Below are 14,629 nucleotides of genomic sequence, written 5' to 3'. Positions count from 1 at the left end.
GTGGGTGCCGGGCGGCCGGATCACCGTGACCCTCCTGGCACTGCTCGCCTTCCTGCTGCTGCTGAGCACCTTCGTGCTCCAGCCGTTCCAGATCCCCAGCGGGTCCATGGAGCGCGGATTGAGGATCGGGGACCGGGTTCTCGTAAACAAGTTGGTCGTCGCCGTCGCCGCAATCGTGCTGCTGGTCGGCGGGGCGCTGTGGGCCAACCGCGGCGACGAGCCGGCGGCGGATCCGAAGAGGGCCGCCTCCGCGTCACCGCTGTCGGAGGCCACCGACGAGACGACGGAGAACGCCGCCGAGGAGGAGTCCGAGGAGCCCTCGGAGGAGACGACGCCCACCGAGGCCGCCAGTGAGACCGCCAGTGAGACCCCGAGCGAGAGCCCTTCGGCGAGCGAGACCGCCGGTGCCACCGCCGAGGGCATCGACGCGTTCATCCGCAACTATCTCGCGACCGCTCCCGACAACCCCGACAGCGCGTTCAGCTCGATGCTGACCCCGGCGTTCCAGGCCAGCAGCGGCGGGATCGAGGGCTATCGCAACTGGTGGGGCTCCGTCGCGAGCACCAGCGTCGTCTCGGTCTCCCCCAGCGTCGACCCGCTCCAGGTGACCTACACCTACACGTACACGATGAAGGACGGCCGCAACGACGGCGGCACGGTCACGCTCGGGCTCGTCTACGACGACGGTCGCTACCTCATCGACACCGAGGGCTGACCGCGTCAGAGCAGCTTCCCCAACGGCCCCAGATCGATGTTGAGGTCCTCCGGGGTGAGCCCGAAGTGATCGCGCAGCTCGGTCATCTTCTCGTCGAGCAGCATCAGGGTCTGGCCCAGGCGCTCGATGTCGTCGTCGCTCAGGCCACCGGCATCCATGCGCCGGATCGCCTGGCGCTCCATCAGCTGCCGGAGCAACTCCACCAGGGTGAGGACGAGCTGAACGAGGCCCTTCTCGACGGACTCGGGGTCGGCGTCGATGCGCCGGCTCAACGCGGACGGCAGGTCGCGTTCGTCGTCGAGGTCCAGGGGCCACGGGGCGGCATCGTCGGAGCGGCTCACTCGCCGATCTCCTGACAGAAGCTGAACGGTGGCCACGGGCCGGTGACCGTCGCGCCGGATCGGGCCGCCGCCCAGTCCTCGATGGCGGTCCGCACGTCCTCGACCTGCTCGTCGGCAACCAGCACCGACAACCGCGACTCCTGGGGGCGGACCGGCCGCAGCGGCGTGATCTCGGAGGCGTACGCAGCGAGCAGTGCCCTCAGCTCGGCGGTCTCGGCGTCGTGCTCCTTCACCTCCGTCGCGCGCCGGCGGAGATAGTCCGTGCCCGTCCTCCCGCTCCGGGCACGATCGGGCAGCGGGAGGTGGACGATGCACTCGCTGTGGCCGGTGACGGCGCACAGGCGTTCGGTCCACTCGGCCTCGCGCTCGGCGACCAGCTGGTCCAGCTCGTCCTCGTCGTTCACGACCGTCCCGAAGCGCATCGGCAGCACAGGGACGTAGGACCACAGCTGGTGGAGGACGCGGCCGAAGTCGAGCAGCTCGCGCGTCGACCGCTCGGGTGGCTGCGTACGGGGCTCGGCGAAGACGGTCAACCCGCGCGAACGGTGTGGTTCCAGCGGGGTCTCCACCGCGCCGACCATGCTGTCGGCGTCGGCGGCGGCCACGGCGTAGAGGAGCATCACGACTGCCTCCCGGAGCCGGGCAGCGAGACCCGGTGGGCGGGGGCGAGCACCAGGCGCAGGCCGAGGTAGACGAGGTCGACGCCCGCGAGCGACAGCACGATGTCGCCGCCCACGACGACGCCGCCGTCGATCACGCGGTCGACGAGGTCGACGAGCGAGGTCTCGTCGAGGGCCGGGGAGTGCTCGAGGGTCACGGCGCCGTCCCGGTCAGGTCGTCATCGCGCCGCTCCCCCGCGCCGACGAAGCTGTAGGGCGGCCACGGGCCACTCACCTCGACGCGCATGCCGGCATCGACGACCAGCTGGTTGTGATGCTCCTCGGCCACCCGGAGGAACCGCCGCTCCTTCTCACGGGGCACGAGGTAGGCGCTGTTGAGCAGCATCGGCTCCTCACGCCCGGTCACCGCGCTGTCCAGCGGAGCCCTGACGACGCTCGCGACCGCCTCGCGGGCCAGCGCTTCGTGGGTGTTCGCCAGGAGGCGCTCGCGCCGGCCGCGTTGCTCGTTGCGCGCGTCCTGCTGGGACCGGCGTCGCTCCAGGTACTCGCGGCCGCTGCGGGGCGCCGGAGCCTCGGACTCGCGCGGGGCCGAGATCGGGAAGACCTGCAGCGACCACTCGACTCGCCCGCGCAGGAGCTGCCAGGCGCGTTCGAGACGGGAGCGGCTGGAATCGAGCGCGGCGACCAGCGCCTCGTCGCTCGGGTAGATCCCGGGCAGCTGCAGCGGCAGCACGTCCCCGTGGTCGACCAGGTCCTGGAGCACCTCGTGGTGGGTCGAGGCGATCGGCGTGACCCAGCGGGTGTCCTCGCCGTGCTCGGCCCACGCGGCCTCGCCGAACGACTCCGCCGCCAGATCGCTGACGACCACATCGAGGTCGTGGAAGCCGACGGTGCGGATCCCTGCGCCGGCGATGCCGTGATCGGGCAGGGCCCGGGGCCGGTGGACCAGGCCGTACGCATGGACGACGGTGGTCGGGTCAGCGGCGCTCACGGCTCTTCTCCCCTTCCACGATCTCGCTCTGCTCGCCGACGCTGCGCTCGAGCGCCTCGAGGCGCTTGCGGAGGTCGAGCTCCTCGTCCTGCTTCTCCTCCTCCGCGAGGTTGCTGACGAACGGGTCGCCCTCCCACCAGTTGATGCCCATCTCCCGGGCGCGATCGACCGAGGCGACCATGAGCCGGACCTTGATGGTCAGCAGCTCGATGTCGAGAAGCCTGACCTGGATGTCGCCGACGATCACGATGCCCTTGTCGAGGACGCGCTCGAGGACGTCGGCGAGGTTCTGGGAAGAAGGTTGGGGCCGGTTGTTGACGAAGACCGGCGTCCGTGGTGTCTCGGTCATCGATCGTCCACCTGGGCTCGGAGATAGCGGTTGACGCGGTGGTAGCCGGTGATCTCACCGTCCTTGTCGACGGTCACCTCGTAGGAGGCGAGCACGTCGGTGGTCTCCGGGACTCGTTCGAGCTCGAGGATGTCGGCGGTGACGACCCAGCCGTCGTCGTCGCGACGGATCGCGGTCACGCCCTCGGCGGGACATCCCACCAACGCCTCGAGCTCCTCCAGCACGTGCTCGGCGATCGTCGACAGCCTCTCAGTCATGCCAGCCTCCGGCCATCAGTCGCTGCACCAGCCCCTCCTCGAGATCGGCCGCCTGCTCGTCGGTCAGCTCGCCGGCCCGGTGCCGGGCGTCGACGTCGTCGAGCGCGGCCTGGACCGCGGCCGGGTCGTAGTACTGGCTCTCGGCCTCCTCGAGGATCTTCTCGCCGACCCAGACCACCCCGCGTACGGGCGCGATCGGCAGGGTGAGCAGCTGGGTGATCAGCCCCATGCGGGCACCTCCGAGGAGGCGGCGTCGAGGAATGCGTACGGTGGCTGCGGGCCGACGTAGCGAAGCGCTGCCAACGGCGCCAGGTCCTCGCGCAGGCTCGTCACCGTCGCGTCGACCTCGCTCTGTCGGTCGCGCTCGACCAGCAGCGCGGCCTCGACCGCCTGCAGCGCTCCGCGGGCCTCCCCGAGAGAGACGGCGCGGGCGACCGAGACCAGCGCGTCGACGACGCGGTCACCGACCTCGCCCCGCAGCACGTCGAGCGCGGCGGCCATCGCCTCGCCCAGGCGCAGCTCGGACGATGGCCGCTCCCCCGGACTCGCACGCTGTACGTGGTCGCGGAGCGCGACCAGGTCGGGATCGCGCCGCAGCGCCTCTCGGAGGGCTTCCTCCTCGTTCAGGTCGACGGACACGGTGAGCTGCAGCAGGCCGTCGAACCGCTCCAGGAGCGAACGGATCTCTCCGCCCCGGCTCTCGATCAGCTCGTGGCGTACCGTGTCGTCGTCCGGCATCTCCACGCCGAACTGCATCGGCAGCACCGTCCCGAGCGCGGCCATCGCCTCGAGCGCGTGGGCGTGGGCCATCAGGTCCTCGCGCAGCACACGGCTGTCGGGCTCGACCTCGCTGACGAGCACGCGGAGTCCGTCGCCCTCGATCTGCCGCAGGGGGCGAGCCGCCCGGCCGGTCCGGTCCGGTGGGATCGGGACCGATGTGTCCGTCACCCCGTAGATGTGCAGGGGCACGGTCAGCCCTCCTCGTCCCGGTTGCGCCGTGACGTGCTCTTGCGGGCGCGGTTGGAGGACTGCTTGCGACCCTGGTCGTCACGGCCGCCCTCGGAGGCCCCCTCGGACTCCTCGTCGGAGTCCTCGTCGCCGCCGGGGAGGATGCTCTCCAGCTTCTCCTTGGCCCCCTCCAGAGCCCCCGATGTCTTGCCCTTGGAGCCGGACTCCGAGATGTCCTGGATCAGCTCGGGGATCCCGTGGGTCTCGGTCTCGGTGAGATCCAAGCGCGAGGTCGCCTGGGCGAATCGGAGGTAGGTGTCCACGCTCGCGATGACGATGCGCGCATCGATGGTGATCAGCTCGATACCGACGAGCGAGACGCGGACGTACACGTCGATGACCAGACCCTTGTCCAGGATCGTGTCGATGACGTCCGCGAGGCTGCTCGGCGCAGGTCTGTCGAGATAGCGGTTCTGCTGGGTGATGGTCATGAGTCAGTCGCTTTCGGTTGGTCTCCGGCTGGCACGGGCTCCACGGCCCGCCTGAGCAGATGCCGGCGGATATAGGCCCGGTTGGCTCCGAGCGAGGTCGCCAGGCGTGACTTCCCGCAGCCGACGAAGTAGCCGATGCACCAGTCGAGCTGCTGAAGGGCGTCCTCGGTGGCGGTGCGATATCGATCGACCTCCTCCATGAGCTCGACGATCTCCTGCTCGAGCTCCTGGACTCGGCGGTCGTCCCCGGCCACGGTCACGACCCCGTCGACGACGAGCTGGACGACGTACGCTTGCTGGCACTCCGCTTGCTCGCCGTCTTCTTCGCGGGCCTGTGAGCAGTCTTCCGGGTGGTGGTCTTCTTCGCGGCGGACTTCTTCGCCGGCGCGCTGTTGGTCGACCTCCCGCTGGAGCTGCGCGAGTTCGTCGAGGACGTACGCGGCTTCTGCTGCGTGTCCGTCTCGGTATCCGTCTCCGCGTCTTCCTCGGTGTCGTCCTCGGCGTCGTCGCCAGCGTCGGAGTCCACGACCTGCTGGTCGTGGATCTCGCCCGTCCACCCCTCGATCTCGTCGCGATGGAGGAGCGTGTGGTTGGCCACGTGCCGGCGGAAGTGGGCCATCTCCAGGCGCACCCGGCGGCCCTGGGCACGCCACAGGTTGCCGGTGTGCTCGAAGAGACCCTTCGGGTGGTACTCGAGCGTCACCAGGATCCGGGTCAGGTTGGGCGCGAGCTCGTGGAAGGTGACCGCGCCGTCGACGCGTCCCTTCTCGCTCTCGCTGGTCCAGACGATGTGCTCGTTGGGGACCTGGTCGTGGATGGTCGCCTTCCAGGTGCGGTGGGACCAGAAGACCTGGGCCTGCCAGGTCACCACCTCGTCCTCCTCCTGCTTGACGTTCTCGACCTTCTTCATGAACGTCGGGAACTCCTCGAAGCGGGTCCACTGCTCGTAGGCGACCTCACGGCTGACGGGTACGTCGATCGACTCGACGATGTTCGTCACCTTGAGCTTCTTGCCGCCGTTCTTCTCCCCCTTGCGAAGGCCACCCGCGGCATGGCCGACGGTGTCCTTGACCTGGACCGCCGTGTCCTTCACCTTCTCGACGGGTTGCTTGACCTTGCCGACGGCCGCCTTCGCCCCCGCCTTCATCGCGCCGGTCTTGACCTGCTTGGTGCCCTTCTTCGCGGGCTTGCCGTCCGCGAAGTCGGTCAGTCGCTGGGTCAGGCTCTCGACCCCGTGGCCGATCTTGTTCAGACCATGGGTGCCGAGCGCGTGGCCGAGGCCTCTCGCCTCGGCGCGCAGCCGGTCCACCGGCAGCTGGGACAGCAGGCCCGTGGGCGCCTTGTCGGTCTTCTCGCGGGTCTCGCCGGCCATGGCTCAGGCACCTCCCGTCGGGGCGCCTGAGCGGCGACGGCGGGGGCTCCGCGTACGTCGTTGCGGCTTCGCCGGCTCGTTCTCTTCGTCCTGCTCGTCGGGCTCGTCCTGTACGTCGTGCTCGTCGCGGGGACGCTCGTCCTCCGGTTCGACGTCCTCCTCGTCCTCCCACTCGTCCTCGGGCTCCTCGTCCCCGGGCTCTTCGTCCTCGGGACCCGCTTCGTCGACCTGGGCGTCCTCGGCCTCGTCGAACTCGCCTTCGGGCTCTTCGTCTCGCTCGGTCTCGTCGAGCTCGTCCTCGGGCTCCTGGTCCTGCTGGTCCTCCGGCGCCTCGTCGGTTTCCTTGCCGGTGTCCTTACCGGTGTCCTTGTCGGTGGCCTTGCCGGACGTCGGCGACTCCACCCAGGCCGAGCTCCGCTCGTGCAACCGATCACTGAGCTTGTCGATCCGGCCGGCAGCGGCCGCGACAGCGGCGGCCTTGCCCGCCTGCACGAGCTGCCCGCTGACCTGATGGCTCAGCTTCTGTACGTCGGGCGAGCTGTTCAGGCTCTGAGTGCCGTGCCTCAGGAGCTCGAGCCCCCGCGCACGGACGGCGCTGTTGCCGAGCGCCGAACCGACGATCAGTGCCAGTCGAAACTTCTTGAACCGCCCGAGCAGATAACCGGCCGCGACAGCGGCTCCCACATTGGTGGCGGCAGACATGATGATCGTGCTCCCTCCTCGGGTGGTCCTCCAACCACCCACGTACCCCCGGAGGTACCCGATGCCCAGCGGGGCATACCTGTGCAGCACGAAATCGCGACGCAGTGATGAGCGAGCGCCGTCAACGGCCAGGGTTGTGCGCCGGAGCACATCGGATCCCGATAGGCTCCCCTGCGGGCCGTTAGCTCAGTCGGTTAGAGCAGAGGACTCATAATCCTTGGGTCGCGGGTTCGAGCCCCGCACGGCCTACCAACGATCGGTGCGCTGGACCTCGTGCATGAGCTCGATCTTGCGGAAGCCGAACTGCCGGTTGATGCGCTGCATCACGTCGTTGGACGGGTCGGTCCAGGTGTGGATGCTGGTGCGTTCGGGGTGGTCGCGCTGGACGGCGGCGAGGGTGGCGACCTTGAGGGCGAGGCCGAGCTTGTGGCCACGGTGGGCGGCCTTGACGAAGGTGTCGTCCTGGATGGCCTCGTCGCTGCCGTGGGCCAGGAAGATGACCGAGTAGCCGACCAGCTCGCCGGTGAGGATCTCGCGGGCGGCGGCGGTGATGCGGTCGTAGGAGCGGGCGGTGCTCTTCTCAGCCGAGCGGATGCGGTCGGCGGTGTGGGCGACCATGTCCTCCTGGGACTTGCCCGGCATCTCCTTGCCCATCTGGTTGCGCAGGCCGACGAACTGCGCCAGGAGGTCCTCGGGGGTGCGGTCCTCCCACATCAGGATCTCGTAGCCGAGCACGTTGAAGGGCTTGTGCGGCAGCGGGAGGTCGGCGGCGAGGTGGTCCTCGCGGCGTACGGACTTGAAGCCGAGCGCCCGCGCGAAGGCCAGGGAGGACTTCGGAGGGATGGTCACCTCGGCGGTCGTCAGGGTGCGACCGTTGGTGCGGCGTACGTCATCGGCGGCTCGCCACAGCTCGGTGCCGACCCCGCGCCACCGGTGCACGGGGAGGACGTGGATGCCGAGCTCGACGACGTGGCTGCGCTCCTCCTCGGGGAGATCGAGCTCGGCGATGCCGATCGTCTCGCCCTGCTCCTTCGCGGCGAGGAGGACCCGGCGGCCGTGGTCGTGCGGCATGCGCACGGAGTTGGCCAGCGCCTCGAACGTGCGATGCGACGCGTAGGGTCGGTCGAAGGCCATCGATGCCGCCTCCACGGCGTACCAAGCCTTCAGAGCGGTGTCATCGTGGACGTCGACGGGGGCGATCACAGACACGGGCACTATCTAACCGTGTCGGGCAAGGTCGCGGGAAATGAGGTCCCCCAGCATGCGTTGACACGTCATCTGTTCGGGCCGGAGCCGCCTCAGACGGGCCCCGGCTCGGTCGACGGCTCCTCGGGATCAGGGTCCGGCGGACCCGGCGACTTGGTCGGCGTCGGAGTCGGCGTCGGAGTGGGGGTCGGTGTCGGGGTGGGGGTCGGGGTCGGCGTCGGTGTCGGGGTCGGGGTCTTCGACGGCTCCGGCTCCTTGGTCGGCTCCGGGTCCGGGCTCGGCGGCACGTAGGGCGCGTGACCCTCCTCGGGGGCATCGCCGTCGAGCCAGGCGGGCGGCGGGAACTCCTCGTAGTGGAGCTCGTCGGTCAGCGGGCCCATGATCTCGACCCAGGTGTCGGCCGGGTAGTCGGCGCCGAAGAAGGTGTCGAGCCAGCCGTCGAGGGCGCCGCTGCCCTTGCCTCGGCTGTAGGCGACGGCGGTCGAGAGCTGCGGGGTGTAGCCGACGAACCAGGCCGAGGAGACCTCGTCCTTGTCGTTGGTGGCGGTGCCGGTCTTGCCCGCGGCCGGCTGGACCACCGCGCTGGCGGCCTGGCCGGTGCCGCTGGAGACGACCTGCTGGAGGGCGTAGGAGGTGTCGGCGGCGACGTCCTCGTCCATGGCCCGCTTGCTGCCCGCGGTGTCGTCGTGCTCGTAGATGACCGTGCCGTCGGCGTCGACGACCTTGGAGACGACGAAGACGTCGTTGTGCATCCCGCCGTTGGCGATCGTGGCGTAGGAGTTGGCCATGTTGATCGGGCTGACCGTCGAGTTGCCCAGCGTGAGCAGGAAGTTGTCGGGCCGCATGTCGGCACCTGACTTCATCGGGATGCCCGGGTAGGCGGCGTCGCTGCGGTCCCCGCGCGGGATGCCGGAGCGTACGGCCATGTCGTAGACGTCCTTGCTGCCGTTGGGCAGCGAGTCGGACATCTCGACGAAGGCGGTGTTGATCGAGTCCTCCATCGCCTGCAGGCTGCTGACGTTGGAGCCGTAGCTGTGGCCGTACGGGTCGGCGGCGCTCTGGCCCGAGTTGCGGATGCTCACTCCGCCGGGGAACTCCATGGGCGAGTTGCCGTTCCAAGTGTCCTTGAGCGAGTAGCCCGACTTCAGCGCGGCGGCGAGGGTGAACGGCTTCATCGTCGAGCCGGCCATGGTGGCGCCGCTGGCGGCCCAGTTGATCTGAGAATCCAGGTAGTCCTGGCCGCCGTAGAAGCCGCGCAGGGCGCCGGTCTTGACGTCGACGGTGGCCGCGCCGACGTGGAGCTCGTCGGAGACGTCACCCTCGACGTACGCCTTCTTGTCCTCGGGACGTACGTCGTTGACCGCGTCCCCCACGGTCTTCATCGTCTTCTTGGTCAGCGTGGTGGTGATCCGCAGCCCACCGCCGTTGATCTCGTCCTCGGTGACCAGCGGGTTGCCCTGCTCGTCCTTGAGCTTGAGGAGCTCGTCGCGGACCAGCTTGAGCGCGTGGCCCTTCTGACCGCCGTAGCGGCTGTCGGAGCGCGGCTTCTTGAACTTCGGCAGCGCCGACTTGGCCTTCTCGCCCTCGGCCGCGTCGACCATGTCCATCTTGACCATCGAGTTGATGACGTAGCGGTAGCGACCGTCCAGCTCGGCGATCGCCTCCTCACCGTTGCTCGGGTCGAGGTCGTTGGGATCGTTGAGGATCGCGGCCAGTGCGGCGGCCTCGCGGAGGTTGATCTCGGCAGCCGGCTTGCCGAAGTAGGTGTTCGAGGCGGCCTCGATGCCGTAGGCACCGCGGCCGAAGTAGATGGTGTTGAGGTAGCCGGCGAGGATGTCCTCCTTGGAGTTCTGCCGGCTGATCTTCAGCGAGATCACCGCCTCTTTCACCTTGCGGGTGTAGGTGCGTTCCTGGGTGAGGTAGAGGTTCTTGACGTACTGCTGGGTGATCGTCGAGGCGCCGGACTGGGTGCCGCCGGTGTTGTTGTTGACCACCGCGCGCAGGATGCCCTTGATGTCGATGCCGCTGTTGGTCCAGAACGTGCGGTCCTCGGCGGCGACCGCAGCGTCCTTCATCAGCTGCGGGATCTCGTCATAGGGCAGCGAGTCGCGGTCCTGCGAGTCGGCGATGTAGCGGCCGAGCTCTTCCTTGCCGCCGCGGTAGTAGACGAAGGAGGTCTCCTTCTCGTAGGCGGCGTTGGCGTCGGGGATCGGGATGGCGTTGTAGGCCACGATCACACCCAGGGTGCCGATCAGCGCGCCCACCAGAACCAGCACGAAGAAGCCCTTCAGAACCTTCTTCGCCCGCTTCTTCTTCGGCTTCGGCGTGGGTGTCGTGGGTGTGTAAGGCGGATTGCCCTGCCAGCTCAAGTTGTCCCCTCCCGCGGTCACAAACGTCAACAAGACTACGGTGGGGCCCTCGGAGTGCCGCGATCCTCGGCCCCGTGTCAAGGACGTTTCAGCGGGGTCTCAGGTTGCCCGAGGCGTACGAACGGGCCTCTGTCCTGGGCGAGCGATTCGGTGTCGTCCCAGGCCAGAGGCCCATTTCGACGAGTTCAGACCAGCTTGTAGAAGGTGCTGTAGTGGTCCGGGGTGAAGTACACCGCACCGGAGCTGCGGTCGACGACGATCCGGTAGGACTGACGCGGGGCGCCACAGGCGCGCGGGGTGACGTCGAACTCGAGGTAGGAGCGCCCGGTCGGCAGCTCGCCCTCGTAGTTGTTGTAGGTGCCGCCGGCGAAGTTGCAGGTGCCGGTGGGGGCCCAGTCGTACCAGCCGCGGGTCGACGGGTAGCCCATCGACTTCCAGGTGCTGTTGGAGCTGCGCGCCTCGGCGCAGCCGCTGTGGGTGCAGCTCGGGTTGTAGTAGGCACTCGCGGACGGAGCGGTGGCGAGGCCGGCACCGACGAGGCCGGTGGTGGCGACAAGGGCTGCGAGCAGCAGCTTGACGACGGTGAGCACGGAGCGGTTCTTCCCGGACATGAATCCTCCAGTGTGTGCGTTACGGACGCGCGTAATTCTGCTACCTGGCATCTCCGGATGGGGGTTCGCGAGGTCACGAACCGGTGAACTCTCGGCGCCGGACGCCGCTCGAACGACGAAGCTCAGACCACGCCGGCCTCGCGCGCCACGATCGCCGCCTGGACCCGCGAGGTGACCTCGAGCTTCGCCAGGACCCTGGACACGTGGGTCTTCGCGGTCGCCTCGGAGATCACCAGTCGCTCGGCGATGTCGGCGTTGGACAGGCCCTGCCCCAGGGCCGCGAGCACGTCCCTCTCCCTCGGCGTGAGGTCGGCGGGCAGCTGGGTGTCGGCGGCACGGGCGGGCGGACGGGACGGGCCGGCCAGCTCGGCGAGCACCCGGCGCGTCACCTCCGGCGCGACCACGCCGTCACCGGCGGCGACGTGCCGGACCGCGTCGACCAGCGCGGTCGCCTCGGCCGACTTGAGCAGGAACCCGGCAGCGCCGGCACGCAGAGCACCGAAGACGTACTCGTCCAGGTCGAAGGTGGTGAGCACGAGTACGTCGGCGATCCCCTCCTCCACGACCTGACGGGTCGCGGTCACGCCGTCGGTGCCCGGCATGCGTACGTCCATCAGCACGACGTCGGGACGCAGCGCTCGGGCGTTGGCGACCGCCGTCGCGCCGTCGGCGGCCTCTCCCACCACCTCGATGTCACCGGCCGTGGCCAGCAGCATGCGCAGACCGGCGCGGATGGCGGCGTGGTCGTCGGCGAGCAGGACTCGGATCATCTGGTCAATCCCTCCTCAACGGCAGGGCCGCACGGACCCGCCAGCCGGCACCGTCGGGGCCGGCCTCGAACGTTCCGCCGAGCGCTTCGGCGCGTTCGCGCATCGAGACCAGGCCGATACCGGTGCCGGTCTCTGACTCCGTCGCCGCACCCGCGGCGCCCTCGTCACTCACCTCGATCTCGAGGACGTCGCCAGGAACGAGACGCAGGTGGGTGGTGCCGCCGCCGTGCTTGAGCACGTTGGTCAGGGACTCGCGCACGATCCGGTAGACGGCGTGGTCGACCGCGACCGGTAGCGCGAGGTCCGCGCCGTCGAGCAGGCCATGCGGATCCTCGACCCGCAGCCGCAGACCGGCCAGCCTGGCCTGCTCCAGGACCGGGCCGAGGTTGGCGGTGCGGGAGGCGGCCGTCAGGTCATCGGCCTCCCCCGGCGTCGCGTCGGCACGGAGGACGCGGATCATCGCCTGCATGTCGTCCAGCGAGGCCAGGCTCTCGGCCCGCACCGACCGCAACGCAGCCCGATCACGCTCGGGGTCCTGCTCGCCGGCCAGCGCCGCGCCCGAGGTGAGCGCGATGGCGGACAGGTGCGAGGCGACCACGTCGTGGAGGTCGCGCGCCACCGCGGCCCGCTCCGCCCTGACCGCGTCGTGCCGCTCGGCGTCGGCCAGGCGCAGCATCGCGGCGCTGCGTTCCCGCTCGAGCCGTGCCCGGTCGTCGGCGGCGTCGGCGAGCTCGCTGCCCTGACGTACGTTGTTGCCCCACCACATCGGGGTGACGACGAGCGCGACCAGGGTGAGCGCGAGCACGGCGGGGGTGCGTGGGTCGGAGGTGGCAGCCGCGGAGGCGACGACCGCAGCCGCGATCACCGCGACGACGACGCCGGTCGTGATCCGGCGTGCCAAGGGCGAGCCGTGCAGGTGGATGGCGAAGAGCGCGTCCCAGAGCGCCACCACCATCGCGACACTGCCCCCGATCAGCAGGTCGCCGCCGAAGCAGAGCGCGACGACGGCCACCACGGCGAGCGGGCGACGACGCTTGAGCACGAGCGCACCGGCCGCGAGGGCCAACGGGACCAGATGCCACCAGGCCGGGGCGCTGTCCGAGCCGACTCCGAACGGGTGCAGGCCGCGTACGCTCCCGACCTGACCCAGGAGGAAGAGCGCCAGGCCCGCGACGAGGACGACGCCGGCGTCGAGCCAGGCCAGGCGCCGGTCCCGGGCGCGCAGGCTGGTGCCGCCGCCGAGAAGCGCCGCGGGCAGCTGCTGCAGCAGGGTCGGGCGGTCCACGACACCATCTCAGCACGTACGCCACCTCCCCGGGGTCATCCGAAGGATGTATCCCCGCCGCGAAGGATCATCGGTTCGGCCGACGCCGTCGGGGACCCGCTGGCGGGAGGCTCGGGCCATGGACATCGACCTCGGCCCGCTGACCGGCGACCTGGGCGGCACGGCGACGTACGTCGCGTTGGCCGTGCTCGCCCTGATCGACTCGACCAGCTTCGGGACTCTGCTCATCCCGGTGTGGCTGCTGATGGCGCCCGGCCGGGTGCGGCCCGGGCGGATCCTGGTCTACCTCAGCGCCATCGCCGGCTTCTACGCGCTGCTCGGCATCGCGATCCTGCTGGGCGGGTCAGCGGCCGCGGAGACGCTGGCCGGGGTGAGCGACTCGCGCCCGTTCCTGTGGGGACAGCTGCTCCTCGGCGTCGGCCTGTTCGCGTGGAGCTTCAAGCTGGACCCACCGAGATCAGGGACGGCGCGGGCCGACGCGCAGGAGGCCCCTCGGCGGCTGCTTCGCTGGCGCGAGCGAGCCGTCGCCTCCGAGTCCGGCTCGGCCTCGGCGCTGGCGGCGATGGCGGTGCTCGCCGGCCTGGTCGAGGCCGCTTCGATGCTGCCCTATCTCGCCGCGATCGGGATCATCGGGACCGAGGGGCCCGGCTGGCCCGTCTCGGCTCTGTGGATCCTGGTCTACTGCGCGGTGATGATCGCTCCAGCGCTGGTCCTCACCGCGCTGCGGGTGCTCGCGGCGCCATGGGTGGCCAGGCCGCTGGCTCTGTTGGACGGCTGGCTGATCAAGCACGCCGCGAGCGCCACGGCGTGGGCGGTGGGGATCGTCGGCTTCCTGCTCGCCCGGGCGGCGCTCTGGCCGCTGTTCGGCTGAGGCGCCTCACTCCCAGCCGCAGTGGCCGGGCAGGAAGTCGTAGAGCGCGGCCTTCTGCGGCTTGTCGAGCGGCAGGAAGTAGGCCGCCTCCTCGGGCAGGCCGGGCCCGCCGACGTGGACGCGGAAGAGGCTGCCGACCTTGTCGTCGGCCAGGGCGTGCGGGTCGCAGCGGGCGGGCAGGACCCGCAGCTCCAGCGTGATCGGCTCGCCCGTCATCGGATGCGGGGCCGATCGCGGCCAGGTCGGCGTCTCGTCGGCGAGCTGGAACAGCACCGTGCCCTCCCAGCCGTCGAAGGTGACATCCGGGGCCTTCTCCGTCGGGGCGAAGGTGACCGGAAGGACGAAGCCGCTCTGCTTGCCCTCACCTTCGACCCGCGGCTCGCCGACGGTGACCTCGGCCGCCTCGGTCAGGGTGCGCTCGGCGCAGTCGCGGTCGAGGAGACGGTCGACGTTGGCGTACCTGTCCTCGGCGGTGCCGGTGCTGGTGCGCCACTCCCCCGCCTCGGACTCGCGCCAGGTGATGCTCACGTCGGCGTCGCGGTCGCCAAGGCCACCCGCCTCAAGTCCTCCCCGATGGCCGAGCGCGGCATCGAGCGGATCTGGGCGAACGCCGAGGCCACCCTGACCGCCGAGATCGCCGCCGCCGAGACCCTGGACGAAGCGGGCGAGCACCAGGGAGATCGGATCCCAGGCGATGCCGCACCATGCCGAGGCGAGCGTGAAGATGCTCA

20 protein-coding genes and 1 tRNA gene are annotated in these 14,629 nt (G+C 70.0%); 3 read left to right on the top strand and 18 right to left on the bottom strand.

Features of this window, described 5'->3' with window-relative positions; genetic code table 11:
• The coding region (locus ACFVJS_RS18890; protein WP_378883382.1) for a S26 family signal peptidase at positions 1 to 715 on the top strand (715 nt) is incomplete at its 5' end.
• Positions 716 to 720: 5 nt separating this feature from the next.
• Here ACFVJS_RS18890 and ACFVJS_RS18885 read toward each other — a convergent pair.
• From ACFVJS_RS18885 to ACFVJS_RS18830, 12 genes are read right to left on the bottom strand one after another with little or no spacing between them, the layout of a single operon-like run.
• Positions 721 to 1,056 (bottom strand): gas vesicle protein K, encoded by a 336-nt coding sequence (locus ACFVJS_RS18885; protein ID WP_378883379.1) that lies wholly within the window; start codon positions 1,054 to 1,056, stop codon positions 721 to 723.
• Positions 1,053 to 1,676: a GvpL/GvpF family gas vesicle protein gene (locus tag ACFVJS_RS18880; RefSeq protein ID WP_378883376.1), complete on the bottom strand. Its 624-nt coding sequence runs from the start codon at positions 1,674 to 1,676 to the stop codon at positions 1,053 to 1,055. Before ACFVJS_RS18880 ends, ACFVJS_RS18885 begins: the two co-directional genes overlap by 4 nt.
• Entirely contained in the window at positions 1,676 to 1,873 is a 198-nt protein-coding gene (gvpJ, locus tag ACFVJS_RS18875) for a gas vesicle protein GvpJ (protein ID WP_378883373.1), read from the bottom strand. The genes ACFVJS_RS18880 and gvpJ (ACFVJS_RS18875) overlap by 1 nt, the downstream gene beginning before the upstream one ends.
• The gene (locus tag ACFVJS_RS18870) at positions 1,870 to 2,667 is read right to left on the bottom strand and encodes a GvpL/GvpF family gas vesicle protein (RefSeq protein ID WP_378883370.1); all 798 of its coding nucleotides are present in this window, start codon (positions 2,665 to 2,667) and stop codon (positions 1,870 to 1,872) included. The genes gvpJ (ACFVJS_RS18875) and ACFVJS_RS18870 overlap by 4 nt, the downstream gene beginning before the upstream one ends.
• Complete coding sequence (locus ACFVJS_RS18865; protein ID WP_378883368.1) at positions 2,654 to 3,016, bottom strand: gas vesicle protein; 363 nt, start codon at positions 3,014 to 3,016, stop codon at positions 2,654 to 2,656. Before ACFVJS_RS18865 ends, ACFVJS_RS18870 begins: the two co-directional genes overlap by 14 nt.
• The gene (locus ACFVJS_RS18860) at positions 3,013 to 3,273 is read right to left on the bottom strand and encodes a gas vesicle protein (RefSeq protein WP_378883366.1); all 261 of its coding nucleotides are present in this window, start codon (positions 3,271 to 3,273) and stop codon (positions 3,013 to 3,015) included. The genes ACFVJS_RS18865 and ACFVJS_RS18860 overlap by 4 nt, the downstream gene beginning before the upstream one ends.
• Positions 3,266 to 3,502 (bottom strand): gas vesicle protein GvpG, encoded by a 237-nt coding sequence (locus ACFVJS_RS18855; protein ID WP_378883363.1) that lies wholly within the window; start codon positions 3,500 to 3,502, stop codon positions 3,266 to 3,268. The genes ACFVJS_RS18860 and ACFVJS_RS18855 overlap by 8 nt, the downstream gene beginning before the upstream one ends.
• On the bottom strand, positions 3,493 to 4,242 hold the full coding sequence (locus tag ACFVJS_RS18850) for a GvpL/GvpF family gas vesicle protein (protein ID WP_378883360.1): 750 nt from the start codon (positions 4,240 to 4,242) through the stop codon (positions 3,493 to 3,495). Before ACFVJS_RS18850 ends, ACFVJS_RS18855 begins: the two co-directional genes overlap by 10 nt.
• 2 nt (positions 4,243 to 4,244) lie before the next feature.
• Positions 4,245 to 4,712 carry a gas vesicle protein GvpJ gene (gvpJ, locus tag ACFVJS_RS18845; RefSeq protein WP_378883358.1) on the bottom strand — a complete coding sequence of 156 codons (468 nt, stop codon included), beginning with the start codon at positions 4,710 to 4,712 and terminating at the stop codon, positions 4,245 to 4,247.
• Positions 4,709 to 4,966 (bottom strand): hypothetical protein, encoded by a 258-nt coding sequence (locus tag ACFVJS_RS18840; protein ID WP_378883356.1) that lies wholly within the window; start codon positions 4,964 to 4,966, stop codon positions 4,709 to 4,711. The genes gvpJ (ACFVJS_RS18845) and ACFVJS_RS18840 overlap by 4 nt, the downstream gene beginning before the upstream one ends.
• A 2-nt stretch (positions 4,967 to 4,968) precedes the next feature.
• Positions 4,969 to 6,084: an SRPBCC family protein gene (locus ACFVJS_RS18835; protein WP_378883354.1), complete on the bottom strand. Its 1,116-nt coding sequence runs from the start codon at positions 6,082 to 6,084 to the stop codon at positions 4,969 to 4,971.
• 3 nt (positions 6,085 to 6,087) lie between these two features.
• Positions 6,088 to 6,786: a hypothetical protein gene (locus ACFVJS_RS18830; protein WP_378883351.1), complete on the bottom strand. Its 699-nt coding sequence runs from the start codon at positions 6,784 to 6,786 to the stop codon at positions 6,088 to 6,090.
• Between the two features lie 175 nt (positions 6,787 to 6,961).
• Between ACFVJS_RS18830 and ACFVJS_RS18825 the strand changes: the two genes are divergently transcribed.
• Positions 6,962 to 7,038, top strand: a tRNA-Ile gene (locus ACFVJS_RS18825).
• Here ACFVJS_RS18825 and ACFVJS_RS18820 read toward each other — a convergent pair.
• From ACFVJS_RS18820 to ACFVJS_RS18800, 5 genes are all read right to left on the bottom strand, one after another.
• Positions 7,033 to 7,995 carry a GNAT family N-acetyltransferase gene (locus ACFVJS_RS18820; protein ID WP_378883349.1) on the bottom strand — a complete coding sequence of 321 codons (963 nt, stop codon included), beginning with the start codon at positions 7,993 to 7,995 and terminating at the stop codon, positions 7,033 to 7,035. The two genes, ACFVJS_RS18825 and ACFVJS_RS18820, sit on opposite strands and share 6 nt — an antisense overlap.
• Positions 7,996 to 8,084: 89 nt before the next feature.
• Complete coding sequence (locus ACFVJS_RS18815) at positions 8,085 to 10,361, bottom strand: transglycosylase domain-containing protein (protein WP_378883347.1); 2,277 nt, start codon at positions 10,359 to 10,361, stop codon at positions 8,085 to 8,087.
• 185 nt (positions 10,362 to 10,546) lie between these two features.
• Entirely contained in the window at positions 10,547 to 10,972 is a 426-nt protein-coding gene (locus ACFVJS_RS18810; RefSeq protein ID WP_378883346.1) for a ribonuclease domain-containing protein, read from the bottom strand.
• A gap of 122 nt (positions 10,973 to 11,094) precedes the next feature.
• Positions 11,095 to 11,742 (bottom strand): response regulator, encoded by a 648-nt coding sequence (locus ACFVJS_RS18805; RefSeq protein ID WP_378883343.1) that lies wholly within the window; start codon positions 11,740 to 11,742, stop codon positions 11,095 to 11,097.
• A 4-nt stretch (positions 11,743 to 11,746) separates the two neighbouring features.
• Complete coding sequence (locus ACFVJS_RS18800) at positions 11,747 to 13,027, bottom strand: sensor histidine kinase (protein ID WP_378883340.1); 1,281 nt, start codon at positions 13,025 to 13,027, stop codon at positions 11,747 to 11,749.
• 118 nt (positions 13,028 to 13,145) lie between these two features.
• Here ACFVJS_RS18800 and ACFVJS_RS18795 point away from each other — a divergent pair, with 118 nt between their 5' ends.
• Positions 13,146 to 13,898, top strand: coding sequence for a GAP family protein (locus tag ACFVJS_RS18795; protein ID WP_378883337.1), 753 nt, complete (start codon positions 13,146 to 13,148; stop codon positions 13,896 to 13,898).
• Positions 13,899 to 13,904: 6 nt separating this feature from the next.
• Here ACFVJS_RS18795 and ACFVJS_RS18790 read toward each other — a convergent pair.
• On the bottom strand, positions 13,905 to 14,629 hold a 725-nt coding region (locus ACFVJS_RS18790), incomplete at its 5' end, for a hypothetical protein (RefSeq protein ID WP_378883334.1).

The organism is Nocardioides sp. NPDC057772 (assembly GCF_042798075.1).
Lineage (GTDB): Bacteria > Actinomycetota > Actinomycetes > Propionibacteriales > Nocardioidaceae > Nocardioides.
The sequence above is the reverse complement of the archived record's forward strand: the minus strand, read 5'-3'. Positions and strand labels throughout refer to the sequence as shown.